Below are 24,836 nucleotides of genomic sequence, written 5' to 3'. Positions count from 1 at the left end.
TGACCACATGACCAGGCGATTTGGTTTTAGACCAGTCGCCTGGGTAATGTTCTAACAGTTCCGAGCGGGCCTATAGCTCAGTCGGTTAGAGCGCATCGCTGATAACGATGAGGTCGCAAGTTCGATTCTTGCTAGGCCCACCAGTTCGGAACAAAGGGGCATTAGCTCAATTGGTAGAGCGCCTCCCTTGCAAGGAGGAGGTCAGGAGTTCGATTCTCCTATGCTCCACACCCCGAAGTGCTCCGGCCGGAAAAGGCCGGAGCACTTTTCTTTTGACCACCCATCCAATCCCAGTTTGTGCGCTTGAGGGCGCGTTGCAATTTTCAGGCCGCGGTTACATCTGCGGCCAACGACGGGGGCCCGAGCGGGTGTGCACGAAAGTCCATTTGCCGTGCGGGCGAGCGCATGACCGAAAGGACCACCCGTTCGCCTACTGCCCAGCACATCTGGTGATTCCCGGATCATCGCGGGGGATACTTTGGTGCAGACATCTCTCTCGGCACATAAACGCGCTGGTGAGGGCATGTTTCAGCCCTTAGCATTTCTTCATGGAGCTCAGGGAGCACCGTCCGTACGCAAGACCCCACCCACACCCGAGAAAGGGCACACCATGAAGAAGTTCACCAACGCCGCCGCAGCATCTGTCCTCGCAGGTGCTCTGGTCCTAGCGGCTGCACCGGCCAACGCTGCGACCACCGCCACCGCCGTTCCCGCCGAGACTGCCACCACTGCAACTGCGGCACCGAAGGCCGAGAAGGCTGAGAAGGCCCAGAAAGAGAAGCTGACGTGGGAAGAGAAGCAGAAGCGCGACCGCGCTCAGATCGAGATCACTGACGCACGCCTGGATAACGCAAAGAAGGGTCTCGAAGTCACCGGCGGCATCATCAAAAGCGCAGGCGACATCAAGGACCTGTTCACCCCGTCCTTCCTGAAGGGTGACGGTGCTTCCTCCCTGATCAAGGGCATCGCCAAGATCGTGGGCAAGATCATCCTCTAAACCTGGCTCTCCGTTGACCCGCACATCCCGTCCGCCATCTGTGGTGGGCGGGATTTTCCAGTTCGCATCCCGTGAATCTCCGCGGGTTACCACGGGGTCGGTGGGGCGCTCTAGCTGGGGGTAGTGCCGTCGATGAACACGAAGCGGTGCCCTGTGTCCCGCATCTGCTCGAGGGCGGTGCGTACACCCGCTGCGGTGCCGGAGGCTGGGTGGTTCATGTGGGCGAGGACAATGGCGCCGTCGTGGGCGTCCCTGATGGCCGCGGCAACCTGGTTCGCGGGAGCGGTGGCACCGTAGTCGCCGTTGACTGAAAAACCGGCGATTCTGATGCCGCGTTCGTGAGCGATCTGCACGGCCACATCGTCGTAGTGCGCGGTGCCGGAGCGGAACCAGTCGGACTGGACCCCGTAGGAGCGCAGGAGCGCCCGGTTGTCCTCAATCTCAGCGATCGCCGCTGCCGCATCCTGGGTCCCGGCAATTCCGTAGGCGGATTGGCCGGTCACAGATAAAGGGGCATGCTGGGTGCCGTGGTTCTGGATGAGGAACAGGGGGTCGTCGATAAGCATCTGCGTTGCGTGCGCATTCGCCTCGATCCACCGGGAGTTGAGGAAGAGCGTTGCGGGGACGCCGAATTCGCGGAGCGTATCGACGAGCCCCTGATCCACCTCTGAACCCGCCGGCCCGCCGCACGCGTCGAAAGTCAGGGCGATTGTCGTCGTGCCCGGTGTGGTGGGGACTGTCTCCACGATGCCGGCCATGTGTGTGCCGAAGACCTGCGGGACGCGCTGCGCGTAGACCTCCGGCGGCGGGGGAGTAGCGGTCGAGCTCCCAGTGGTTGCGGTGGCGCTGCGAGGCGGTGTGCCCGGGGTGCTCGTGGGGGCCGGCTCGCTCGACGGGGCGCAACCGCCCAGCGCCGCAGAACCGGCAGCGAGAAGAGCGCCGGTGAGGAACTGAGCACGACTGATCTGGTGGTCCACCCGAGTATCGTCGCCCTCCTCGCACCGCGACGCAACAGATGGTGCCCCCGAATTCTAGTTACCGCCGTACAACTGGGATTTTGGCGGCCGTGTGCCGGGAGCGTAACGTGGCTCCATGGTCCCCAAGGGGCATTAGCTCAGTTGGTAGAGCGTCGCGTTCGCAATGCGAAGGTCAGGGGTTCGATTCCCCTATGCTCCACGCACTTTTTCACGCCCTTTAGTCTTTCTTCAGGGAAGCTTTCATCAAGCTGGGTAGACCCCTGGTATACCTTGAAAGCGTGACACGGGGTGCCCCGGAGCCATACGGGCCGGGGCTGAGATGACACCCGTCGAACCTGATCCAGTTAGCACTGGCGGAGGGATGGTCGCGGCAATCGTGCGCGCCTGTGCCCGTCCGCCCGGAGAAAGGCCGAGGTACATGGGCATCAGCAAGAAAATCGCCGTTTTTCTGGCAGCGCTCGCATCCACGATGATGCTGGCGGCGTGCGGCGGCAGCGCGGGCGAGGATGGGACGACCAAGATCCGCTTCGCGCTGGACTGGACGCCCAACACCAACCACACCGGCCTGTACGTGGCAATGAACAAGGGCTACTTCAAGGAAGCCGGTCTGGACGTCGAGGTTGTGCCGTACAACGACAGCAACCCGATCCTGCTCACTGACTCCGGCAATGCGGAATTCGCTGCCGACACGCAGGACCGCATGACGATGGCCAAGGCTGCGGGCGCGGACGTGCGCTCCGTGCTGGCGATCGAGCAGACCTGGACCACGGAGGTCAGTGTCCTGGCTGACCGCGACGACATCAAAAGCCCGGCTGACCTGGACGGAAAGACGTTCGGCGGCTTCGGCTCACCAGCAGACCATGCGATTTTGAAGGGTGTCATCCGCGGCGCCGGCGGCAAGGGCGAATTCGAGGAAGTCACGCTGGGCACCTCCGCCTACGAGGCGCTTTACTCCAAGGAGGTCGACTTCACCGTGCCCTACGTCGCATGGGAGGGCATCGAGGCCGAAGACCGCGGCGTGAAGCTCAAGAACTTCGCCTACACCGACTACGGCTTCCCGGATTGTTACCAGATGCTCGTCGTGGGCGGCAATAAGTGGATGGAGGAGCACCCGGAGGAGACCAAGAAGTTCGTCCAGGCCATCCAGCGTGGCTTCCAGGACGCAGTGGACAACCCAGACGAGGCCGCGGAGATCCTGCAGAAGGAGAACCCGGACGTCCTCACCGACCTCGAGTTTTTGAAGAAGAGCCAGCGCATGCTTTCCGAGAAATACATGCTCGACGACGAGGGTAAATTCGGCCGCCAGACTGAGAAGCAGTGGGCTGACCTGGGCCAGTTCCTCTTCGACAACGAGCTGCTTGTCGACGAGGCGAATAACCCCTTGAGCGAAGCCCCCGACTGGAATACTTATTTCACTAATGAGTACATCTCCGAATAGTCCCGCCGCCGGGGGTGCCGCTGACCGGACGCGTGGACTGAGCAGCAACCTCTGGGTCCCGGTGATCTTCGTGCTCGCCGGCCTGGCCGTGTGGGAAATCCTCGTGCGCGTCACCGGTGTGCGCCCGCAGGTGCTGCCGGCGCCGTCGCAGGTGGCCCGCTCCGGATGGGCGCAGCGGGAGATCCTGGGCACCCACGCCGCCGCCACGCTTCAAGTCACCCTCATCGGCTTCGCCCTGTCGCTGGTGTGTGCGTGGTTGCTGGCCATCGCGATCGATTTCTCCCCGATGCTCAAGCGCGGCCTCACACCGCTGCTCGTGGCGTCCCAGACTATTCCGGTGGTGGCGATCGCCCCGTTGATGATCATCTGGTTCGGTTTCGGCCTGCTGCCCAAAACACTGGTGGTGGCGCTGGTGACGTTCTTCCCCATCTCCATCGGCCTGATCGAGGGGTTCGCTCGCACGGACCGCGAAGCTTCGAACCTGCTGCGCAGCATGGGGGCCTCCCGCTGGCGCGAGTTCTGGATGGTCCGGCTGCCGTCCGCCATGCCCGAGTTCTTCACCGCCCTGCGCATCGGCATCACCTACGCGGTCACCGGTGCGATCTTCGCCGAGTACGTCGGCGCGAAGAAGGGGCTGGGCATCTACATGTCGGTGCAGAAGAACGCTTTCCGCACCGACCTTGTGCTCGCCGCGGTGGTGGTCACCGCGGTGATCAGCGTTCTGCTCTACCTGTCCACATACCTCATCGAGCGCGCGGTGATTCCGTGGCACATCAAGGAAAGGAAGGCCGAGCGTGCTTGAGCTCAAAGACATCAGCCGCGCATTCGACGGCCGGCAGGTGCTCGACCGCGTCAGCTTCGATGTAGCCCCAGGCGAGTTCGTCTCCCTGATCGGACCCTCGGGTGCCGGCAAGTCGACGTTGTTCAACATCATCGCTGGTCTGGACACACCCGATTCCGGCGAGGTGCGTTTCGACGGCACCACCGCCTACATGCCCCAGAAAGACCTGCTGTTCCCCTGGCGCACCATTGAGGCGAACGCCGCCCTCGGTCTTGAGGTCCAAGGTGTGCCCAAAAAGGAAGCCCGGGCGCGGGCACGCGAGTGGTTCCCCCAATTCGGGCTCGAGGGATTCGAGAAGGCCCTGCCTTTCCAGCTTTCCGGCGGCATGCGCCAGCGCGCCGCGCTGTTGCGCACCGTTGTGCAGGAAAAGAGCACATTGCTTCTCGACGAACCTTTCGGAGCTCTCGACTCCCTCACCCGCTCCGAACTGCAGACGTGGCTGCAGGGCATGTGGGCCGAGCATGACTGGACCGCCATGCTGATCACCCACGACGTGCGTGAGGCGATCATGCTCTCTGACCGGATCGTCGTGCTCAACCCCCGGCCCGCCAGCGTCCGCGAGATCATCACCGTGGACCTGCCCCGCCCGCGCGGCACCGAGGTGCTTAGCTCTCCGGCGTTCGGTGAGCTGGAGCGGCGCATCCTCGAACACCTGCAGCGCCAGTAGCTGGGCCGATAGCCCAGACTGGGCCAGCTAGACGTTCAGCTGCGGGTGGATGTCCTTCTCCATGAGCACGCGCTCTTTCCAGAATCCGAGCATGGCCAGCAGGAACGCTGCCACGCCCACGCACCCCAGCACCGTCATGGCGATGTGCACGCGGTTGTCGCCCGGCAGGGTGCCGAACAGCGTGTGGCGCATCAGGTCCACGGAGTAGCGCATCGGGTCCCAGGAGTGGACCCACTGGATGAACTTCGGCTGCACCTCCGGTGGGTAAAGGCCGTTGGATGCCACCAGCTGCAGGGACATCAAAACCATCGTGATCAGGCGGCCGACAGACGGGCCGAACAGGGCGTAAATGGCCAGGATCGCCGTGTTGAACACCGCAGCGATGAAGCCCAGGGCCAAAAGCATCTGGAACGGGTGGACCGGATCTACCTTGAGCACGAAGTCCTGCACGACCCACAGGTTGAAGGCCTGCACCAAGCCCACCAGGACGGCCGGGATCCACGAGCCCATGACCACGCGCTTGAAGCGCTGGCGCGGGGAGGTCGGCTTACCGTCCATAACGATCTCGCCGCCCTTGGGGCGGTAGCGGCCGGCGAGGGCCATGTTAAGGGTCGACGCACCGGACTCGCGCTCGGTGATGAGGAGCGTGAGTCCGTCAGTGACATCGAAGTTCAATGGTGCGTCTCCCCGGCGAACAACCAGGTCGCGGACGCTGAGGATAGTTTCCACTGGGGTACCCCTTGTTTAAGTGGAGGTTAGACTATCGTTTATTCCTAGCGTATGGTCCCCCTTGAAAAGCCATTAGTCAAGGCGGGAATCATGAGAGCAGATGCGAAACTCCGGCGCGAGCGCATCATTGACGCTGCATGCGACTTAATGCGCACGACACCCGAGTCCGCTGTGACACTCGAGGCGGTGGCTGCCCGCGCCGAGGTCGGCATTGCCACTCTCTACCGCAATTTTCCTACCCGCACCGACCTCGATGTCGCCTGCGGGTTGCGGTTGCTGGGAATCTTGGGGGAGAGGATCGAAACAACGCGCTCGCTTTTCGACGGCGACCCCCGCACCCACTGGGACAACCTCGTCTGGGGCCTCCTCGACTACGGCGTCGGCCCCTCGTCAACGCCATCACCCTCGACTACTGGCACGACGACGCCGAACTGGCCGCGAAACGCGAAGAGACCATCGTGGCCTTTCAGGACGTCCTGGATAGGGCAGCGCCGGCCGGTCTCGTTCCCGCGGACTTGAAGCCCCTCGACTTCGCCGCCGAGGTCTTCGTGGTCACACGCCCCTTGGACGGCAAGCTCGTCCAGCACGACCCGGAGGTGCAGCGCCGCCTGCTCGGCCGCCTGCTCACCGCCTGGCGGCGGGAGAGCTAGCGGTTGCCGGCGTCAGCGCCCTTCTCGTCCTCGTCGAGCGTGTCCAGCGAGGACAACTGCTCATCGATGGAGCTCAGCAGCTCCTCGTCGCGCTCCGCCGGTTCTTCGCTCAACGGGCCGTGGTCCGTCCCGGTCGAGCCCGTTGTCGGCGGCTGAGTGTGCAGCACGGTCGGCTTCGCCGCCTGCTTTGGGGCGGGAGCCTTCTTAACCGGAGCCTTTTTAGCCGGTGCCGTGGAGTCGCCGCCGAAGATGAAGTAGTAGACCGCACCCGCAATCGCCGCGAGCAGCGCCAGAATGAGGGTGCCGACGGCGATACCCTTCCGCTTGCCCTTCTTGGCGTCCTTCTCCTGCTTCTTCAGGGCCTTCTCCAGCTCTTTCTTCTCCTTCTTGTCCAGCTGCTCCGCCTCGAACTGCGCGCGGCGGCGGTCGAGGCGTGCGTGGGCGGCGCGCGTGATGTCGCCGGCCTGCAGACGGGCGGCGCTGAAGGTGGAGGTGTCCTCTGCGGTGTCCCCGGTAGAGCCGTCGTCAGCCGTGCCGTTGCTATCTGTGCCGTCGTTGTCCGCGCCGTTGTCGCCGCGGGCCATCAGGCGCACAGCTTCGTACACGTCGCGCTGCTGCTCGTTGTTCAGCTCGCGGTACCGGTTGACCAAGGTGCCCGCCACCTTGGAGGCGAGGCGGATATTGCGGAGATTCATGGGATCTTCAGGCCTTTCGTCGTGTGGGCAACGCTTCGTGCTTCTCCACAGTAGTGAAGTCGGCCGACCCCGTCCGGGACTTTCGAACTACACACGCAAAAGTGGACAGCTCGGTTCATTTTCGGCGAATTTTCGCGCTTTATATTCATGCGCGGAACGGCCGTGAACTGCTCAAAGAGCGCTCAAAACGAAAGAGGTGATTGAACCTTTAAACGCGGCCGGGTTACATTCCAACCAGTTTCCAAGTGCTGAGCCCAGCCAGCCGGACACACCACGTGCCCGGCACAACGAACACCTGAACCGACGAGACGAAAGGACTCCTTCGTTGACTGAAGGACACTTTTCGTCGAGGCTGTCGGCGTCTGCGCCCTTGGACCACCTCGACGAAGCACCCGACAGCGGTGTCTTGACCGCCGCACGGCGCGAACCGAGAACCGCTCTGAGCTTCGAGCTCATCCCGCCCCGCCACGACGCGGACGAAGCGAAGCTCAAGGAACTGATCACCGGCCTCGCCACCTACAACCCCGACTACGTGGCCGTGACCAGCTCGCGGCGATCCGGCTGGCTGGAAGGCACCGCCGACTTCATCTCGCGCCTGAACGAGTGCACCAACCTGCGCACCATCGCGCACTTGGCGTGCACCGCCGGCCCAGCCGACGAGCTCGCGGACTGGATCCGCACACTCATCGACTCCGGCGTTCGCGGCTTTTTGGCCCTGCGCGGCGACCTTCCGGAAGGGGAGACCAGCCTGCCCGACGGCTACCTGCAGTACGCCACTGAGCTGCTCACCCTCATCCAGGAGATCGAGGAGGAAAACGCCTTCCACCTCGCCGCCGGCAAACTCGCCCTGTCCGTGGCGTGCTACCCGTCGGGCCACGCCGAGTCGCCCACACCCGACCTGGACTTGGATGTCCTGCTGTCGAAGCAGCGGCTCGGCGCCGACTTCGCCATCACCCAGTTGTTCTTCGAGGCGGAGGACTACCTGCGCTTCGCAGAGCAGTCTCGGATGGCGGGCGTCCGCATCCCCCTGATCCCCGGCATCATGCCTATGACGAGCCTGAAGCGGGCCCAGCGCATGGGCGTGCTGTCGGGGATCGAGGTGCCGCAGCGTGTCGTCGACAAGCTTGCGTCGGCCAGCAGCCCGGACGAGGAATACGAGGTGGGCATGCAGCTCACCGCGGAACTCGCGGGCACGCTTCTCGACGCCGGCGTGGGCGGCCTGCACATCTACACCCACAACAACCTGGCGGTGACGCAAGACCTGCTGTCGCGGCTCGGAATAGAACCCAAACAGTGAACCAACAAGGAGATAAAGTGAGCACTTTCCCCAAGGCCACGATCGAGGGCTACCCCCGCATCGGCGCCAACCGCGAACTCAAGCGCGCCCTCGAGTCCTACTGGGCCGGACGCATCGACGCCGACACCTTCCGCACCACGACCCGTGCCCTGCGGATTGACACCTACAACCACCTCCGCGACCTCGGCCTCACCGAGGATTACGCCATCCCGGCGGACGTCGCCTACTATGACCAGGTGCTGGAGACCGGCCTGACCGTCGGCCTGATCGCCGGCGGCACCGACCTCGACGAGGAGTTCGCCCTCGCCCGCGGCAACGACACCCGCGTGCCGCTCGAGATGACCAAGTGGTTCGACACCAACTACCACTACCTCGTGCCCGAGGTCGAGGCCGGCCAGGACATCACCCCGGCGCCGGAGCGCATCGTCCGCCTCGTCGAGGAGGCACGCGAGGCTGGCCACACCGTCCGCCCGGCACTCGTCGGCCCGGTCACCCTGCTCGCCCTGTCCAAGCCGGTGGAATGGTCCCTGCTGGACAAGCTCGTCGATGCCTACGCCGCCGTCTTCGCCGCCCTCAAGGACGCCGGCGTCGAGTGGGTCCAGGTCGCCGAGCCCGCCCTGGTCGCCGATCTGTCCACCCCGGATACCGAGCTGACCAAGTACACCGAGCAGGCATGGTCCAAGCTCCTGGCCGCGGAGAACCGCCCGAACGTCTACGTCACCACCCCGTACGGCTCCGCCCGCGAGGGCCTGAACGCCCTGGCCAAGGTTGCCCCGGAGGCTGTCCACGTCGACCTGTCCCCGTGGACCCTCGACGCCGACGCCGACTACCCGGCACGCGTCGCTGCCGCCTTCGAAGGCACCGACACCACCCTGGTGGCCGGCCTCATCGACGGCCGCAACGTCTGGGCCGCCAACCTGCGCGAAAAGGCAGAGGTGCTGGGCAAGCTGGGCACCGCCGACGCACCGCACGTGTCCACCTCCACGTCCCTGCAGCACGTGCCGCACACCCTCAACGCGGAGAAGAACATCCCGGTCGACGTCGCACCGTGGCTGAGCTTCGCCGACGAGAAGATCGAGGAAATCACCGCGCTCGTCGCCGGCGAGGAGAACGCACCGGAGGCCTTCGGCCGCTCCGACCGCGCCGTTCGCACCCGCGCCGAGTCCACCCGCATCCACAACGCCGCAGTCACCGACCGTGTGGCTAAGCTGCCGGAAGGCGCAGTTCAGCGCCAGCCCGAATTCCCGGCACGCCAGGAAGCCCAGAAGGAGCTCGGGCTGCCCACGCTTCCGACCACCACGATCGGTTCGTTCCCGCAGACCACCGAGATCCGCAAGGCCCGCGCCGACCACCGCAACGGTGAACTGACCGACGAGCAGTACAACGAGGCGCTCAAGACCGAGATCAAGAACGTCATCGAGCTCCAGGAACGCCTCGGCCTCGACGTGCTCGTCCACGGCGAGCCGGAGCGCAACGACATGGTCCAGTACTTCGCCGAGCTTCTCGACGGCTTCGTCGTCACCGAGAACGGCTGGGTCCAGTCCTACGGCTCCCGCTGCACCCGTCCGCCGATCGTCGTCGGCGACGTCTCCCGCCCGGAGGCCATGACCACCGAGTGGTCCGCTTTCGCGCAGTCCCTGTCCGAGAAGCCGGTCAAGGGCATGCTCACCGGCCCGGTCACCATTCTGGCCTGGTCCTTCAAGCGTGACGACGTGCCCCTGTCCGTCTCCGCCGACCAGATCGGTGTCGCACTCGCCGACGAGGTCGCCGACCTGGAGAAGGCTGGAATCAAGGTCATCCAGATCGACGAGCCCGCCCTCCGCGAGCTCCTGCCGCTGCGTGCCGACGACCGCCCCTCCTACCTCGACTGGGCCGTCCGCGCCTTCCGCCTCGTCGCTCTGGAGGCGCAGCCGACCACGCAGATCCACACCCACCTCTGCTACTCCGAGTTCGGCCAGATCATCGATGCCGTTGCCGGCCTGGATGCCGACGTCACCTCCATCGAGGCCGCACGTTCCAAGATGGAGCTGCTCGAGGACATCGACGAGACCTTCCACGCCGAGATCGGCCCGGGTGTCTACGACATTCACTCCCCGCGCGTCCCGTCGAAGGAGGAGATGGTCGAACTGATTAAGGCCGCCCTGGACAACGTCCCGGCCGACCGTCTCTGGGTCAACCCGGACTGCGGCCTGAAGACCCGCGGCTACGCCGAGGTCGAGCCGGCCCTGACCAACATGGTCGCCGCCCGCGACGAGGTCGTCGAAGGCCTCTAAGGCTTCTAAGACTCACACCCTCGAAACGACTCACCCCCGGCAACCACGTGGATGGTTGCCGGGGGTTTCGTCGATAGGTGAGTGCTCGGTCCCGAGAACTTGGTCCCGAGATAAACATCCAGCTACTTGGATCCAGCTATTCGCCTAAAAGGGGCAACTAGCTGGATCCAAGTAGCTGGTTTTTGTGTGCGTAGGGTCCGGCAGTGCTGGTTAGGCCCGCGCTCGGCGGGCAAGGGTGTTGCCGATGGACTGGATGGCCTGGACGATGATGATGAGGAGCACCACCGTCGTGAGCATCGCGATCGAGTCGAACTGCTGGTAGCCGTACGAGATCGCAAGGTCGCCGACGCCGCCGCCGCCGATCGTGCCGGCCATCGCCGTGGCGGAGATCAGGCCGATCGTTGCCGTGGTGACGGCGAGAATGATGGATGACTTCGCCTCCGGCAGCAGGAAGTACCTGATGGTCTGGAAGAGACTGGCGCCCATGGAATCGGCAGCCTCGGTGATGCCGGGGTTGACCTCCAGCAGGGACTGCTCGATGAGGCGGGCGATGAACGGGGCGATATACAAGGTCAGCGGGACGAGCGCCGCGGTGGTGCCGATGGCGGTCCCCGCAATGACGCGGGTGAACGGCGTGATCGCCACTAGCAGGATGATGAACGGCAGCGAACGGATGATGTTCACGACCACATTGAGAACGCCGTAGATGAACTTGTTGGGCTTCAAGCCCCCCGGCCGGGTGATCACGAAAGCAAGCGCCAGCGGGATGCCCAACAATGCGCCGAGGAACAGGGAAATGCCCACCATGTAGAGGGTCTCGCCGAAGGAGTCGAGGTACATCTCCGGAGTGACGCGGGAGCCGGTGGTGTCGCGCCACCACGTGTTGAGCTGGTTCATGCTGTTACACCTCGCTGTTCTTCACCAGTGCGCGGGAGAGAGCCTCACGCGCGGTGTCATCGAGTTCGGGCGGGATTACGGTGTCCACGAATTTCTGGGTCAATTCGTGCTGCGGGTCCGCGAAGACGTGTGCCACTGGGCCGGATTCCACAAGACGGCCCTCGGAGAGCACCGCCACATTGTCGGCCAGGCGGGCAATCACGTCGATCTGGTGGGTGATGATCAAGATCGTCACGCCGAGTTCTTCGTTGATATTGCGGAGCAGATCGAGGATCTGGGAAGTGGTGATGGGGTCGAGGGCGGAGGTCGGCTCGTCGCAAAGCAGCATCGTGGGCTCCGTGACAAGCGCACGGGCGATGCCCACGCGCTGCCGCTGTCCGCCGGAGAGCTGCCGCGGCTTGTGCTGGGCGCGGACGGTGAGCCCGACCAACTCGAGCACCTCAGCGGTGCGGCGTTCAATCTCACTCTTCGGCGTCTTGGTCAGCTTCAACGGCGTGGCCACGTTCTCGGCGACCGTTTTCGTTTCCAGGAGATTGACGCTCTGGAAGACCATGGCGACTTTCCGGCGGAGCTCACGCAGCTCGGACGTGCTCAAGGAAGCCGGCTGCTGCCCGTGCACGGTGACAGCGCCGGAGCTCGGGGTCTCCAGACCGTTCACCATCCGGATCAGCGTGGATTTGCCGGCACCCGAGGTGCCCACGACACCGGTGACACTGCCTTCGGGGACAGTGAAGCTGATGTCGTCGAGGGCGGCGAAGGAACTATCCCGCGTCGGGAACACCTTGCCGACATGGTCGAATACGACAGCGTCAGTCATGGAAGCCAGTTCGTTTATTTCAGGGAGTCGGGCAGGAACCAGTAGTTGTTCTCATTCTGGGAGTTGAAGTACTCCTTAAACTCGTCAGAACGATACGCCTCAGCGACAGCCTTCGCCCACGGAGCGTCCTTCTTGTCCTCGGTAGTGACCGCGACGAGGATCAGCTCAGGGCGCAGTTCTTCCTGGAAGAGCTGCAGGTTCGGGTCGAGCTTGGCGGAGTAGCTCATCGAGCCCGGGATGACGGCCCAGTCGAGGTCGGGGAGGGAGCGCGACAGGTTCGCGGAGTCCATCGGTTTGATCTCGAGGTTGTGCGGGTTCTCGGCGATGTCCGACTCTGCGAGCAGCGCCTCGTCGGCGTCGTCGCGGAGGGTGATCCAGCCGGCGTCGACAAGCACGTGCAGTGCGCGCGACTTATTCGAGCCGTCGAGCGGGATGCCGACCGTCTGGCCGTCAGCGACCTCGTCCAGGGACTTGTGTTTCTCCGAGTACAGGCCCGCCGGCACCGTCGGAACTTCGGTGATAGAGGTGAGGTTCGCACCTTTCTCCTCGTTGAACACGTTCATCCACGCGGTGTGCTGCTCGACGTTGAGGTCGGCGGAGCCCTCCGCGAGAGCCGTGTCGGCCTGGGTGAGGTCGGTGAAGTTCTGGACGTCGACCTTGTAGCCCTCTTCTTCCAGAATGGGCGCAACACCGTCCTGGAAGAGCTCAGAGTACGGGCCCGGGGAGGTGGCGACGCGAATGGTCTTGTCGTCGCCCGCATCGGTGCTCTCGCTGGATCCGCATGCGGTGAGGCCAAGAACGAGGGAGCCAGCTGCCACGGCGGCCGCGATCTTCTTGAACATTCTGGGGTCCTTTCACGTTTCTACTAGTGCTGTATCTGAATGTTAATACTAAACCGTACGGTATGCCTAAAGCAGACAGAGGGGTCTGCTTTGGTGCTGGCACGAACGCCCGCGTTGACGCGTATCCTGGACCGCATGACTCAGAAGACTCAGACCATCACCTTCCACACCAACCACGGCGACATCGCCGTCGACCTGTTCGGCAACCACGCGCCGAAGACCGTCGAGGTCATCACCGGCCTGGCAAAGGGCACCCAGGAGTACTCCACGAAGAACGCGTCCGGCACTACCGAGGGCCCGTTCTACGATGGCGCGATCTTCCACCGCATCATCCCGGGCTTCATGATCCAGGGCGGCGACCCGACCGGCACCGGCACCGGTGGCCCGGGGTTCCAGTTCGCCGACGAGTTCCACCCGGAGCTCCAGTTCGACCGTCCGTACCTCCTGGCCATGGCTAACGCCGGCCCGGCAACCAACGGCTCCCAGTTCTTCATCACCGTTGCGCAGACCCCGCACCTGAACAACCGCCACACCATCTTCGGCGAGGTCACGGACGAGGCCTCCAAGAAGGTCGTCGACGAGATTGCGAACGTGCAAACTGGCCGCATGGACCGCCCGGTCGAGGATGTCGTGATCAAGTCCGTCACGGTGTCCGATTAATTGAACCGCGTCCTCTACGGCGCCCCCGCCACTGTGACCATCGCGTCGCTGTGCGTGGGGGCGTTCCTCGTCGCGGCGCTCGACGCGCATTCGCTTATCGACGTCATCTGGTCCTCCCGCCTCGGCACCTTCACCGTCTTGTGGGGTCCTTTCGTCGAAAGTGAGCGATTTGGGTTGCTGCGTGCGGTGACTTCCGGGTTCATGCACCTGGACATCACCCACCTGACGGTGAATGTGCTGATGCTCGTTGTCGTGGGCGCCGCTGTTGAACGTGCTGTGGGCACGGGTCCGTTCGTGCTGGCCTACCTGGCAGGCGTTCTCGGTGGGTCGGCGGCGGTGCTGTGGTTCGGTTTCGACCAGCCCACCGCCGGGGCGTCCGGTGCGTTGTATGCCCTGATGGCCTTGATCGTCGCCATTGCCGCTCGGAAGCACGCCGACCTGCGGGCGCCGCTCGTCCTGGTCGGCGGCAACGTGATCTTCACACTGATCACGCCGAACGTGAGCCTGTGGGGCCACCTCGGCGGCCTACTTGCCGGTGCGCTCATGGCCGGCCCGCTGACCTCGGAGGATATGCGCGCCCGGTGGGGCGGGGCAGCGTCGGCGGTGGCGGTTGCGGCCGCGGCGACCACCGTTCCCCTCTGGGCATAAATAAAAATTTATAGCGTGGCACCCGCAGCGTCCGTACCGTGGCGTACATGGCGAAAAAGTTCCGAGTACAGAATCCGAAAACGAACGAATTTGTCGAAAGCTTCGACTTCATTACCGACGATGAGTTAGAGCAGGCACTCACCACCGCGAACGACACCTTCAAGCAGTGGCGCGCGAAGAGCTTTGAGGAGCGGGCTGAGGTGCTCCACAAGGTAGCATCGCTTTTCGACGAGCAGCGTGACGAGCTCTCCCGCATCATCGCCGAGGAAATGGGCAAGTCCGTGACCGAGGGCGACGGGGAGATCGACGACGTCGTCGAGATCTTCAATTACTACGCCGACAACGGTTCCCGCTTCGGCGCCGACGAGGAGATCCCGAACAACCAGGGCGGGACCTCTGTCATGCGCAAGGTCCCGCTCGGAATCATCGTGGGCATCATGCCGTGGAACTTCCCCTACTACCAGGTCGCCCGATTCGCGGCGCCGGCGCTCATGGCCGGCAACGTCGTCATGGTCAAGCACGCGGAGATCTGCCCGCGATCCGCTGCGGCGATTGAGAAGATCTTCGACCAAGCCGGGGCACCAAAGGGGTTGTACACGAATGTGTACGCCCAGCACTCGCAGATCTCCACGATGATCCAAGACGACCGTGTGCAGGGAGTGTCCCTGACGGGTTCTGAGGCCGCTGGCCGCGCGATCGCATCCCAGGCCGGGCAGGCGCTGAAGAAGTGCGTGCTCGAACTCGGCGGCACCGACGCATACGTGGTGCTGGACTCTTCCGATGTCAAGGCCGCGGCGAAGACGGCGTGGGAGAAGCGCGTCGGCAACGTCGGCCAGGCGTGCACGGCGAACAAGCGCATCATCGTCATGGAAGACATTTACGACGAGTTCGTGCAGTCGCTGGTCGGGCTCGCGTCCTCCTATAGCGAAGGCGACCCGCTGAACCCAGGCGAGGGAAACGAGTACTACCCGCTGTCCTCCCGCGACGCCGCGGAAATGCTCGCCCAGCAGCTGAAGCTTGCGGTCGAGGAAGGCGCAAACCTGCGCATCGGCGGTGACGTCACCGGCAAGGGTGCCTACATCACCCCGGCTGTGATCACCGACATCCCGGTCGGCTCCGATTCCTACTACGAGGAGTTCTTCGGCCCGGTGGCCGAGGTCTACAAGGTCTCCTCCGACGAGGAGGCGATCGAGCTGGCCAACGACTCCCGCTACGGCCTCGGCGGCGCCGTGATGTCGGAGGATGAGGAGCGCGCGAAGAAGGTGGCGGCCAAGATCGACACCGGCATGATCCACGTGAACATCCCGCAGGCCCGCGGTGCGGAGCTGCCGTTCGGCGGCGTGAAAGCATCTGGTCTGGGCCGCGAGCTCGGCCCGTTGGGCATGGATGAGTTCGTGAACAAGCAGCGTTACTACGTCGCAGGCTCCGACTCAAAGATCTAAAAGTTTCCCCGAGGTTCAACCCCGGGTCGCCCACCTCATTGCGGTGGCGGCACGGGGTTTTCGTGTGCGCGGACGTGTGCGTTTGGTTTCACACTGCGCGGGAACGAAGTTATCCACAGGGTGTGGAAGAACCTGTGAATAAGTCACTTCCGTCCCACTTTGCACACCGTGTGGATAAACGGAAATCATAGTGTTGACCAGCGGTATCCACATTGATGCCAGCGCTTTATTCACATTCTGTGGGGAACTGACCTGCGAGTTTCACCCTGGGGATAACTGTGGATAACTCCGTGAATAACACGCCGCGATTTCCACACGCTCCACATTGCGCAGGCCATCTCGTCCTCTCGGCCGCACACGTGTGGCGCGCGGCGGTGTGTGGCGCGCGGCGGTGTGTGGCGGCACAGCACGCACGAAAAAACCAGCGGGGACGTTGTCCACGCTGGTTCGCTAGTGTTCGTCGGGGCTTAGCGCCAGCCCATGGTCATGAGCAGGCCGATGATGAGCCCGCTGAAGCCGATGGCGTAGTTCCACGGGCCGAGCTCGTTCATAAACGGGATCTGCGGGCCGGCGAGATAGTTGACCACGAGCCACAACAGGCCGACGATCATGAAGCCGAACATTAGGATCTTGTACCACAGCGGGGTGCCGCCGGTGTTGATCTTCACCGGGGTGCGGTTGACTCCGGTGGAGGTGGTGGTCGACGGGGTGCTGACGGTGTCCTTAGTGACCTTTGCCTTAGGCATGTTGCACGTCCTTCATCGTGCGCTCCTCCACTCAGGGCCGTTAAGGCCCGTCGGGCAGTGCAGGGGAGCGGTATCAGTTTCTACAGGTTTCTTCTGTGCGGTGACTTTACCAGCACGGAGCCGTTGCTCCTACAGGCACCGCAGGTCCTACGGGCCCTGGAGCAGACTATCCAGATTGTCCACGCCTTCCCGGACGGGGTTCTTCCAAATATCGACAGTGATGTCCGCGTCCTTGCGGATCTCCTCGCCCTCTGCCGGGCGGTGGCCGGCGATGAGGCCGTGGTCGTTGATGTCCGGGGTGTCCACCGGGCTGCCGGTCTTGAGCTTGCCGGTCCAGCCCTGGCTACGCAGTGTGGACTCAGCCTGGCTCGGGGACTGGCGGACCAGCTTCGGCATCTTCATCAGCATGCCGTTGGAGACACGCAGCTCGATGGTGGTGCCGCGGTCCACCTCCTCGCCCTGGCCGGCGACAGCGAGAACCTCGTCCTTCGGCTTCAAGGAATCCACCTCGACCCGGGTCGCCTTCAGGCCCAGGGAGGTGAGGACAGATTCGGCCTGACCCACATTCATGCCCGTCAGGGACGGAACCTGAATCTTCTCGCGGCCGTCGGAGACAGTCACGCTCACCTTCGAACCCTTCGACAACTGGGAGCCGGCGGCGGGCTGCTGAGACATGATCACGCCCTCGGGGACGGTGTCGGAGTGCTCGCGCTTGATGTCGTCGTCAAGCTTGAGGCCGGCCTTCTCGAGCTCGGCCGCCGCGTCCTGCGGGCTCATATCGCTGACATCCGGCACATCCGTGACTTCGCGGCCCGAAGAAACCGTCACGGTGATATTCGTTCCCTTTTGGAGCTGCGACCCCTCCGTCGGGTTCGTGCTGAGCACCTGGCCGCGCGGAACCTCCGGATGCGGCGCCTCGTTCACCGTGACCTGCAGACCGAGCTTCTCCAGCTCCTGGACGGCCTCTTCGCGCTTCTTGCCCACGACCTTCGGCACGAAGACCATGTCTTTCGCGGCCTCCTGCTCACGGTCGTTGCGGACCTTGTTGAACGCGAACGCGCCGCCGCCGAGCAGCATCACCGCCGCCATCAAAATGGCGAGGACCTTCATGCCCGTGTTGTTCTTGTCCTTCTGGGTTTCCTGGCGGTGCTGCTCATAACGGCTCTGCTCAGCAGGACCAGCCGCGAAGTCGTCCTCCAGTTCCGACTCGGAGAGATGGTTGCGCGCAGCCTCCGTCACCGCACCGCGCTCGAGGCGCTGCAAGTCGTCGGCCATCTCCGACGCCGTCTGGTAGCGGTCCGCCGGGTGCTTCGCCATTGCGGTGAGAATGACCGCGTCGACGTTGACCGCCTCCGCGTCCGTCAGGTCCGGGATACGCAGACTCGGCGCCTCCGGATCCTCCTGCACGTGCTGGTACGCCACCGCGAAAGGCGTCTCGCCCTCGAAGGGCGGGGTGCCGGTGACCGCCTCGTACATCACGCAGCCCAGCGCGTAAATGTCGCTGCGGTTATCCGCGCTCTTGCCGCGGGCCTGTTCCGGCGACAAGTACTGGGCCGTGCCGATTACAGCGGAAGTCTGCGTCATCGCCGCCGTCGAATCGTCCAGCGCGCGGGCGATGCCGAAGTCCATCACCTTCACCTCGCCGGTGCTGGTGACCATGATGTTCGCGGGTTTCACATCGCGGTGGATAATCCCGGAATCATGGCTGGCCTGCAGCGCGAGCGTCACCGGGTAGAGCAGCGCCGCCGCCTCTTCCGGGCGCAGCGGTCCTTCCGCGCGCACAATGTCGCGCAAATTCCGGCCTTTGACGTGCTCCATCACGATGTACGGGATGGAAATACCCCCCACGACCGTCTCGCCCGTGTCGTACACCGCCACGATATTCGGGTGGTTCAGGCGCGCGGAATTCTGCGCCTCCTTGCGGAACCGCTCACGGAAATTCTCATCCCGCGCCATGTCGATCTTGAGCATCTTGACTGCCACTTCGCGGCCAAGAAGCGTGTCCGTAGCCACGTAGACGTCGGACATGCCGCCGGTGCCGATGGAATTACCGAGCTGGTAACGGTCGCCGATGAGAGTCATGTGTCGAAAGTCCTTATGGGGTTATGGGTTGGGCAGTCCTGGGATATCCAGGTCCGGAATCGGGTTGTCGTTCGCCGTCGGCTGGGATTGTGTCGCCGACGGCTTGTTCGACGGCTGGGCGCTCGGCTGCTGCGGCTGACGGGTCGGCTGCTGCTGCGACGGTTTCGGCTCCCGCTCCGACGGGCGCTCGGTTTCCGGCGAATTGTACAGCGTCGACGGCGGGGCCTGGGTCGGACGCTCGTGAGTCTTCGAGGACTGTTTCGCTGTCTCAGTTTCCGTGACGGTTTCCGTCGGGGGCTCGGACTTGGTTTCCGGTGCCGACGACGTGGTGGCAGCGGTGGTGCTGGAGGTGGAGTCGTTGCCGGTGATGCCGTCGAAAAGCCCGCTTGTGTAGGCCCACACAGCGGCGACGCCGGCGAGAACAACCAGGAGGGCAACGAGCACGCCGGTGGCGAAGCCTCCGCCCTTCTTGGTCTTCTGGGTCTGCTCGGACTGCTGCGCCTGCCGGTTCTGCCGCGGGGCCGGCTGCTGCGGGCGGGGCCGCGGCGCGGGGGGTGAATCCACGAGCGGCGCCTCCGGGTGCATGGTGGTCGCCTCTGTCACGGCAGCGAGCTGGGCGGTGGATTCCTGCGGGGAGGGTTCCACCGCGACCTTCTTCGTCGTCGTGGTGATGGGGCGGTTACCTGCGCGGGCGTCCGCGATCGCGTGCTGGAATTCGGTGCCGTCCGCGAACCGCGTGTTCGGATCCTTACGCAGGGCAATGCCGATCAGCTCCCGCGTCGGCGCGGAGATCGACGTCGACATCGGCGGGACCTCGTTGGACACGTGGGCCAGCGCGACGGACACCGACGAGTCGCCGGTGAACGGGCGCTGCCCGGTGAGCAGTTCGTAGCCGACGACAGCCAGGGAGTACACGTCGGACGCCGAGGTCACCTCGAGGCCCTGCGCCTGCTCCGGGGAGACGTACTGGGCGGTGCCCACCACCATGCCAGTCCGGGTCAGGGGCACGGCAGCGGCAGCCTTAGCGATGCCGAAGTCCGTAATTTTCACCTTGCCGTTCTGGGTGATCATGAGGTTTCCCGGCTTGATGTCGCGGTGCACGAGACCCAGCTGGTGAATGACAGCCAGACCGTGGGCGGCCTGCTCGAGAACGTCGAGGGCGACGGACTCCTCCAGCTTGCCTTCGCGCGCGATCAGATCGGCCAGGGATTCGCCGCGAACATACTCCATGACGATGAAGCAGACATTGAAGCCTTCGCGGGTGGGGATTTCCCGGTAGTCGTAGGTAGCCACGACATTCGCCGAGTTGATGCCCTGGGCGGCGTGCGCTTCGTTGCGGAAGCGGGTGAGGAATTCCTCGGTGCCGGCAAATTCGGGGCGAAGCACCTTGACGGCTACTTCGCGGTCGTTGGCGGGGTCGTCGGCAAGCCACACGGTGGACATGCCGCCGTGCCCGATGATCCACTGGAGCTGGTAATCGGAACCGATGAGCTCCTGGAGTTCAGCGCGGTTGTCGGTGTGCATTACTCAGCGCCTCCTGCGGGTTTCTTGTCTTGCTTGTCGTCCTGCTTCGGTGCCGGGGCGGTGTTCAGGATGGTGCGGCCCACCGGTGCTGCGACCTGGCCGCCCGTGGCGCTCTCGCCCAATCCGCCGCCGTCTTTGACCACAACGGCCACAGCGACGTCCTTGTCCGGGTCGAAAGCGACGTACCAAGTGTGCGGCGGAAGTCCTTCACCGTGCTCGGCGGTGCCGGTCTTGGATGCGAACCCGTTGCCGTTGTAGCCGTAGGTGTTGCGCTCGGAGGCGTACATGAGGTCGGTGATGGTCTCCGCCTCCTCCTTGGTCAGGGCCTCGGCGGCCTGGCGTGGGCGGATCTGGCGGACGGTCTTCATCTCGGGGCTGACCACGCGGGAAACCACGTGTGGATCCATGCGGCGGCCTTCGTTGGCAACGGTCGCGGCCATGACTGCGGCCTGCAGCGCGGTCATGGTGACGTCGCGCTGGCCGATGGCGGACATGCCCACGGCGGCGAGGTCTTCCAGTCCGCCGAGGGAGCCAGCGGCGTTGGGTAGACCGAGGTCGTAGTTCTGGCCGACGCCGAAGGCGTTGGCGGTATCGCGCAACGGGGCGTCGCCAAGCTCGGTGGCCATCTGCACGAAGGCGGTGTTGCACGAGAGCATGAACGCGGTGCGCAGGGTGGTGGTGCCTCCGCCGGCGCAGGCGCGGCCGCCGTAGTTGGTCAGCTGCACCTCTGTGCCCGGCAGCGTGATTGCGGCGTCGCCCGTCAGCGGGGAATCGGGCGTGTAGCCGTTCTTCAGGCCCGCGGCGGTGGTGATGATCTTGAAAATCGAGCCGGGCGGCAGCTGCTCCTGCGTCGCGTGGTTGAGCAGCGGCTGGCCGGAGGCCTCGTTGAGTTTCTCCCAGGTCGCCTCGGCGGTGTCGTCGTTCACGACCTCGTTCGGGTCGTAGGACGGGTTCGACGCCATCGCGAGCACCTCGCCTGTCGACGGCCGCAGCGCCACCACCGCGCCGCTGTATCCGCGGCTCTCCAGCTGGTCGTACGCTGTTGCCTGCGTCTTCGGGTCGAGGGTCAGCTCAACGGAATCACCCACGCGGCCCTCCAGCGACGTGCGGAGGAAACGGTTGCCCTTGGCGCTGGACTCGCCGTTCAGATCGGCGTTGAAGCCCGACTCCACGCCGGCGGCGCCGTAGCGGTCCGAGAGGTAGCCCACGACAGGGGCGAAAGAGTACGGCATGTTCGGGTAGCTGCGTGTGAAGAACCCGTCGCCCGCCGGGGAGGACTCGGCGAGGATCTGGCCGCCGGCGCTGATCTGGCCACGCTCGACCTTCTTCGCCTCGATGAAGTTGCGGTTGTTCAGCGGGTTGCGCGCGTACTCCTCCTCGTGGAAGGCCTGCACCCACGTGAAGTTCGCGAGCAGCAGCACCGTCAGCAGGATGGAACCGAAAGCTCCCCAGCGTATCGACGTATTCATTTACCGCACCCCCACAAGTCCCGGTGCACCAGCATCGGCGTCCGATGCCGCGCCGGTGTCCTCGACGGGGCGGTTGGCGTTGTTGGAGATGCGCAGCAGCAACCCCAGAAGAATGTAGTTGGCCATGATGGCGGAACCTCCAGCCGACATGAACGGCGTGGTCAAACCCGTCATGGGCAGCATGGCGGACACGCCGCCGGCGACGACGAAGATCTGCACCGCGATGGTGAGCGCCAGGCCAGAAGCGACCAGCTTGCCGTAGGTGTCGCGCACCGCGAGGGCGGTGCGGAAACCACGGGTGATGAGGATGGCGAAGATGATGAGCACCGCTGCCAGGCCCACGAGGCCCAGCTCCTCGCCGATGGCGGCGAGAATATAGTCGGCGTGCGCCACCGGCACCATCTGCGGGTGCCCGAAGCCGAGGCCGGTGCCGGTCACGCCGCCCCAGCTCAGGCCGAACAGGGCCTGGGAGGGCTGGTAGCCGGTGGTGTCGTAGTTGGACAGTGGGTCGAGGAAATTGGCCACGCGGTCCTGGATCTTCGCGGAGACCTTGTACACGGCCAGGCCGCCCACGGCGACGAGGCCGAGCCCGATGACCAGCCAGCTGGTGCGGCCCGTGGCGAAGTAGACCATTCCCAGCACCGTGGCGAAGAGCAGCAGCGCCGGGCCGAAGTCGTTGGAGATGCCCATGATGACGATCGCGATGGCCCACACCATCAGGATCGGCGCGAGGTCGCGCAGACGCGGGAAGGTCATGCCCAGGAACCGGTAGCCGGCGACAGTGAACAGGGAGCGCTTCTGCGCCAGCAGCTGCGCGAAGAAGAGCAGCAGGAGAATCTTCGAGAATTCGCCGGGCTGGATTGAAAACGGGCCGAGCCAGATCCAGATGCGGGCCTCAGCGTCGGGCGGCTGCGGCCACACGAGCGGCAGCGCGAGCAGGATGATGCCCAGCAGTCCCAGCAGGTAGGAGAAGCGGGTGAGCTCGCGGTGGTCGCGCACGACGAGCAGCGTGGCCACGAGGAACAGGATGCCCACAAGAGACCACATCATCTGGCGGGGTGACAGTCCGAAGTCCGTCTCCAGGTCGAGGCGGTAAATCACCACCAGGCCGATTGCGTTCAGTGTCGCAGCCAGCGGCAGCATCACTTGGTCGGCGTACGGCGCGGCGTAGCACATGGCCACGTGGGCGATGGCGTAAACGCCGATGAAGCCGCCTACGAGCCACAGCATGTCGACTGTCAGGGCGTTGCCCTGCGACAATTCCAGACCGACGAGCATGAGCAGCAGCAGGGCTGCCGACAGCACGAGAAGGAAGAGTTCCAGTCCGCGGGAGAACAGCCGTCGCATTTACTTCACCTCCCGGCAGGTGCCGTCGCCGGCATTGGAGTCGTCGACGCAGGCGGGGAGGGCTTCGTCGGCAAGCCGGTTGAGTTGATCCGTGACTTCCGCGTACGACCCAGTGCCGAGGTTATGCACGCGGCCCTGGGTCGATTCGGAGAGGTCCGACAGCGCGAACAGGTGGCAGTCCCCGGGAACGCTGTTCGTGTCCACGAGCCGGATCTGGTTGTCGTCGTTGATGCAGACGTTCTGTACGGGTTTGTGCATTTCACGGCCGAAAACGGAGGACTTCAGGCCCTGTTCGATGACGAATTCATCGCGGTCGTTAGTGGCCACGAAGTACGTGTCGTTGCGCGCGCTGTCGAACCACCACAGTCCGCCGAGCCCGAGCAGCGCGACGGCGAGCACGCCGATCACCCACGGCCACAAAGTGCGGCTGCCGCGTTGGTGATCCTCCTCGTCGTCGGAGGCGGGTTCCTCTTTTTTGCTTGTCGACGTCCCCTTGTCCCCCCGTTGCGCCCCCATCAGCTTCGCGGCACGGCCCGCGGCGGTGTCCGGGTGGGTCGGTTCTTCGCCGGTGACGAGGGCGCCAGCCATCGCCGCCGCGGTGGGCAGCTCCGGGCTGTTGGCATCGTCGGTGTCGACGACGTCGGCGACAACCACTGTGACGTTATCCGGGCCGCCGGAGCGCAGGGCCAGCTCGATGAGCCGGGCCGCCGCCTGCTTCGGGGTGCCTTCCGCCAGGGTGGTCTCCATCGTGGAGTGCGTGACTGGGTCCGACAAGCCGTCGGAGCACAGCATGAAGCGGTCGCCGGCCCTGACAGGCAGAAGTTCGAGGTGCGGCTCCACCGGGCGGCCGGTGTACGCCTTCAGGATCAGTGATTTCTGCGGGTGGGAGGAGACATCCTCCTGCTTCAGCTTGCCTTCGTTCACCAGGGACTGGACAAAGGTGTCGTCTTCGGTGATCTGGGTGAGCTCGCCGTCGCGCAGGCGGTAGCCGCGTGAATCGCCGACGTGGATGAGACCCATGTTCTCCCCGTTGAACATCAGCGCGGTGAGAGTGGTGCCCATCCCGTCCTGCTCCGGGTGCTCCTTGATGGAGCCCGAAATGGCCGCGTTCGCATCGTCCGCCGCACCGCCGAGCAACGCCAGGATGTCCGCGTCCTGCGGATCGCGGTCGAGGTGCTCCATGTGCTCGACCATGAGCTGGGAGGCGACCTCGCCGGCCGCGTGGCCGCCCATGCCGTCGGCGAGCAACAGCAGGTGCGGACCCGCGTACGCCGAATCCTCGTTGTTGCCGCGCACCAGCCCGCGGTCGGAGGCGGCGTGGAAGTTGAGCTTCAGGTTCGTCATGGCATCAACCTCACAATCGTGCGCCCCATTTTGATGTCGGTACCCACCTGGACGCGCTCAGGTTGGTCGATGCGGATGCCGCCGACGAAAGTGCCGTTGCGGGAATCCAAGTCTTCCACGAACCAGTCCGATCCGCGGCGGAATAGGCGGGCGTGGCGCGAAGACGCGAAATCATCGCCGAGCACGAAGTCGTTGTCGTCGGCGCGCCCCAAAGTGAGGTCCTCCACCGTGGAGATATTCATGTGGGAGCCCCGCAGGGGGCCTTCAACCACGACCACCTCGTGCGCCTTTTCGCGGCGTGCGGAAGCGGGAGCTGGCGCGCCGGACGTGCGGCGCTGCGCCACCTCGGCCGTCTTGATATCGCGGCGCTGGACAGCCAGCACCACGAAGATGAACAGCCACAGAAGAATAAGGAGGCCGAAGCGGGCCCCGAGCATCAATGCAGAATCCATGA

General features: G+C 64.5%; 23 protein-coding genes, 3 tRNA genes, 1 pseudogene and 1 riboswitch. Of the genes and pseudogenes, 14 read left to right on the top strand and 13 right to left on the bottom strand.

Annotation, left to right across the window (positions count from 1 at the left end):
- The first annotated feature begins 66 nt into the window (after positions 1–66).
- The 3 genes from QYR03_RS08050 (at position 67) to QYR03_RS08040 (ending at position 997) form a co-directional block, all read left to right on the top strand.
- Positions 67–143: transfer RNA gene (locus QYR03_RS08050), tRNA-Ile, on the top strand.
- Between the two features lie 12 nt (positions 144–155).
- Positions 156–228: transfer RNA gene (locus QYR03_RS08045), tRNA-Ala, on the top strand.
- 382 nt (positions 229–610) lie between these two features.
- Positions 611–997 carry a hypothetical protein gene (locus QYR03_RS08040; RefSeq protein WP_301712694.1) on the top strand — a complete coding sequence of 129 codons (387 nt, stop codon included), beginning with the start codon at positions 611–613 and terminating at the stop codon, positions 995–997.
- Between the two features lie 110 nt (positions 998–1,107).
- Here QYR03_RS08040 and QYR03_RS08035 read toward each other — a convergent pair whose 3' ends face one another.
- The gene (locus tag QYR03_RS08035) at positions 1,108–1,974 is read right to left on the bottom strand and encodes a polysaccharide deacetylase family protein (RefSeq protein ID WP_301712695.1); all 867 of its coding nucleotides are present in this window, start codon (positions 1,972–1,974) and stop codon (positions 1,108–1,110) included.
- Positions 1,975–2,100: 126 nt separating this feature from the next.
- Here QYR03_RS08035 and QYR03_RS08030 point away from each other — a divergent pair.
- The 4 genes from QYR03_RS08030 to QYR03_RS08015 all read left to right on the top strand — a co-directional run bounded on the left by QYR03_RS08030 (position 2,101) and on the right by QYR03_RS08015 (position 4,920).
- A tRNA-Ala gene (locus QYR03_RS08030) sits at positions 2,101–2,173 on the top strand.
- Positions 2,174–2,248: 75 nt separating this feature from the next.
- Positions 2,249–2,354, top strand: a riboswitch (TPP riboswitch).
- Between the two features lie 38 nt (positions 2,355–2,392).
- Positions 2,393–3,412 (top strand): ABC transporter substrate-binding protein, encoded by a 1,020-nt coding sequence (locus QYR03_RS08025; RefSeq protein WP_301712696.1) that lies wholly within the window; start codon positions 2,393–2,395, stop codon positions 3,410–3,412.
- Positions 3,393–4,214, top strand: a complete 822-nt coding sequence (locus tag QYR03_RS08020) for an ABC transporter permease (RefSeq protein ID WP_301712697.1) — start codon at positions 3,393–3,395, stop codon at positions 4,212–4,214. The genes QYR03_RS08025 and QYR03_RS08020 overlap by 20 nt, the downstream gene beginning before the upstream one ends.
- Positions 4,207–4,920, top strand: coding sequence for an ABC transporter ATP-binding protein (locus QYR03_RS08015; protein WP_301712698.1), 714 nt, complete (start codon positions 4,207–4,209; stop codon positions 4,918–4,920). The genes QYR03_RS08020 and QYR03_RS08015 overlap by 8 nt, the downstream gene beginning before the upstream one ends.
- A 27-nt stretch (positions 4,921–4,947) precedes the next feature.
- Here the strand turns inward: QYR03_RS08015 and QYR03_RS08010 are convergent, their stop codons facing one another.
- Positions 4,948–5,649 (bottom strand): YhgE/Pip family protein, encoded by a 702-nt coding sequence (locus QYR03_RS08010; protein WP_301712699.1) that lies wholly within the window; start codon positions 5,647–5,649, stop codon positions 4,948–4,950.
- Positions 5,650–5,739: 90 nt separating this feature from the next.
- On the opposite strand from QYR03_RS08010, the gene QYR03_RS08005 reads away from it, so the two are divergent.
- Positions 5,740–6,168, top strand: coding sequence for a TetR/AcrR family transcriptional regulator (locus QYR03_RS08005; protein WP_301712700.1), 429 nt, complete (start codon positions 5,740–5,742; stop codon positions 6,166–6,168).
- Positions 6,165–6,299 carry a hypothetical protein gene (locus tag QYR03_RS08000; protein WP_301712701.1) on the top strand — a complete coding sequence of 45 codons (135 nt, stop codon included), beginning with the start codon at positions 6,165–6,167 and terminating at the stop codon, positions 6,297–6,299. The genes QYR03_RS08005 and QYR03_RS08000 overlap by 4 nt, the downstream gene beginning before the upstream one ends.
- On the opposite strand, the gene QYR03_RS07995 is transcribed toward QYR03_RS08000, so the two are convergent.
- A complete protein-coding gene (locus QYR03_RS07995; RefSeq protein ID WP_301712702.1) occupies positions 6,296–6,994 on the bottom strand; it encodes a hypothetical protein in 699 nt (232 codons plus the stop codon). The genes QYR03_RS08000 and QYR03_RS07995 overlap by 4 nt on opposite strands.
- A gap of 325 nt (positions 6,995–7,319) precedes the next feature.
- On the opposite strand from QYR03_RS07995, the gene QYR03_RS07990 reads away from it, so the two are divergent.
- Complete coding sequence (locus tag QYR03_RS07990; protein ID WP_301712703.1) at positions 7,320–8,291, top strand: methylenetetrahydrofolate reductase; 972 nt, start codon at positions 7,320–7,322, stop codon at positions 8,289–8,291.
- Between the two features lie 17 nt (positions 8,292–8,308).
- Positions 8,309–10,564: a 5-methyltetrahydropteroyltriglutamate--homocysteine S-methyltransferase gene (metE, locus tag QYR03_RS07985; protein ID WP_301712704.1), complete on the top strand. Its 2,256-nt coding sequence runs from the start codon at positions 8,309–8,311 to the stop codon at positions 10,562–10,564.
- A 210-nt stretch (positions 10,565–10,774) separates the two neighbouring features.
- Here the strand turns inward: metE and QYR03_RS07980 are convergent, their stop codons facing one another.
- The 3 genes and pseudogenes from QYR03_RS07980 to QYR03_RS07970 form a co-directional block, all read right to left on the bottom strand.
- A complete protein-coding gene (locus tag QYR03_RS07980) occupies positions 10,775–11,461 on the bottom strand; it encodes a methionine ABC transporter permease (protein ID WP_301712705.1) in 687 nt (228 codons plus the stop codon).
- A gap of 70 nt (positions 11,462–11,531) precedes the next feature.
- A pseudogene (locus QYR03_RS07975) lies at positions 11,532–12,278 on the bottom strand (methionine ABC transporter ATP-binding protein); the annotation flags it as partial.
- A gap of 14 nt (positions 12,279–12,292) precedes the next feature.
- Positions 12,293–13,120, bottom strand: a complete 828-nt coding sequence (locus tag QYR03_RS07970) for a MetQ/NlpA family ABC transporter substrate-binding protein (protein WP_301712706.1) — start codon at positions 13,118–13,120, stop codon at positions 12,293–12,295.
- A 135-nt stretch (positions 13,121–13,255) separates the two neighbouring features.
- Here QYR03_RS07970 and QYR03_RS07965 point away from each other — a divergent pair, with 135 nt between their 5' ends.
- Genes QYR03_RS07965 through QYR03_RS07955 form a run of 3 tightly spaced genes read left to right on the top strand, consistent with a single transcriptional unit; the run spans position 13,256 to position 15,870 of the window.
- Positions 13,256–13,780, top strand: a complete 525-nt coding sequence (locus QYR03_RS07965) for a peptidylprolyl isomerase (protein ID WP_301712707.1) — start codon at positions 13,256–13,258, stop codon at positions 13,778–13,780.
- Positions 13,781–14,428, top strand: coding sequence for a rhomboid family intramembrane serine protease (locus tag QYR03_RS07960; protein ID WP_301712708.1), 648 nt, complete (start codon positions 13,781–13,783; stop codon positions 14,426–14,428).
- Between the two features lie 47 nt (positions 14,429–14,475).
- Positions 14,476–15,870, top strand: coding sequence for an NAD-dependent succinate-semialdehyde dehydrogenase (locus QYR03_RS07955; protein WP_301712709.1), 1,395 nt, complete (start codon positions 14,476–14,478; stop codon positions 15,868–15,870).
- Between the two features lie 467 nt (positions 15,871–16,337).
- Here QYR03_RS07955 and crgA read toward each other — a convergent pair whose 3' ends face one another.
- From crgA to QYR03_RS07920, 7 genes are all read right to left on the bottom strand, one after another.
- A complete protein-coding gene (gene crgA, locus QYR03_RS07950) occupies positions 16,338–16,616 on the bottom strand; it encodes a cell division protein CrgA (protein ID WP_259849216.1) in 279 nt (92 codons plus the stop codon).
- Between the two features lie 147 nt (positions 16,617–16,763).
- Complete coding sequence (pknB, locus tag QYR03_RS07945) at positions 16,764–18,698, bottom strand: Stk1 family PASTA domain-containing Ser/Thr kinase (protein ID WP_301712710.1); 1,935 nt, start codon at positions 18,696–18,698, stop codon at positions 16,764–16,766.
- 21 nt (positions 18,699–18,719) lie between these two features.
- The gene (locus QYR03_RS07940) at positions 18,720–20,222 is read right to left on the bottom strand and encodes a serine/threonine-protein kinase (protein ID WP_301712711.1); all 1,503 of its coding nucleotides are present in this window, start codon (positions 20,220–20,222) and stop codon (positions 18,720–18,722) included.
- A complete protein-coding gene (locus QYR03_RS07935) occupies positions 20,222–21,691 on the bottom strand; it encodes a penicillin-binding transpeptidase domain-containing protein (protein ID WP_301712712.1) in 1,470 nt (489 codons plus the stop codon). The genes QYR03_RS07940 and QYR03_RS07935 overlap by 1 nt, the downstream gene beginning before the upstream one ends.
- The gene (locus QYR03_RS07930; protein WP_301712713.1) at positions 21,692–23,038 is read right to left on the bottom strand and encodes an FtsW/RodA/SpoVE family cell cycle protein; all 1,347 of its coding nucleotides are present in this window, start codon (positions 23,036–23,038) and stop codon (positions 21,692–21,694) included. It abuts the gene before it with no gap.
- Positions 23,039–24,382, bottom strand: coding sequence for a PP2C family serine/threonine-protein phosphatase (locus QYR03_RS07925; RefSeq protein WP_301712714.1), 1,344 nt, complete (start codon positions 24,380–24,382; stop codon positions 23,039–23,041). It abuts the gene before it with no gap.
- On the bottom strand, positions 24,379–24,834 hold the full coding sequence (locus QYR03_RS07920) for an FHA domain-containing protein (protein ID WP_301712715.1): 456 nt from the start codon (positions 24,832–24,834) through the stop codon (positions 24,379–24,381). Before QYR03_RS07920 ends, QYR03_RS07925 begins: the two co-directional genes overlap by 4 nt.
- Between the last annotated feature and the right edge of the window lie 2 nt (positions 24,835–24,836).

The sequence above is a fragment of the Corynebacterium sp. P4-C1 genome, from assembly GCF_030503595.1.
Taxonomy (GTDB): Bacteria; Actinomycetota; Actinomycetes; order Mycobacteriales; family Mycobacteriaceae; genus Corynebacterium.
This window is presented reverse-complemented; position numbering and strand designations above follow the sequence as displayed.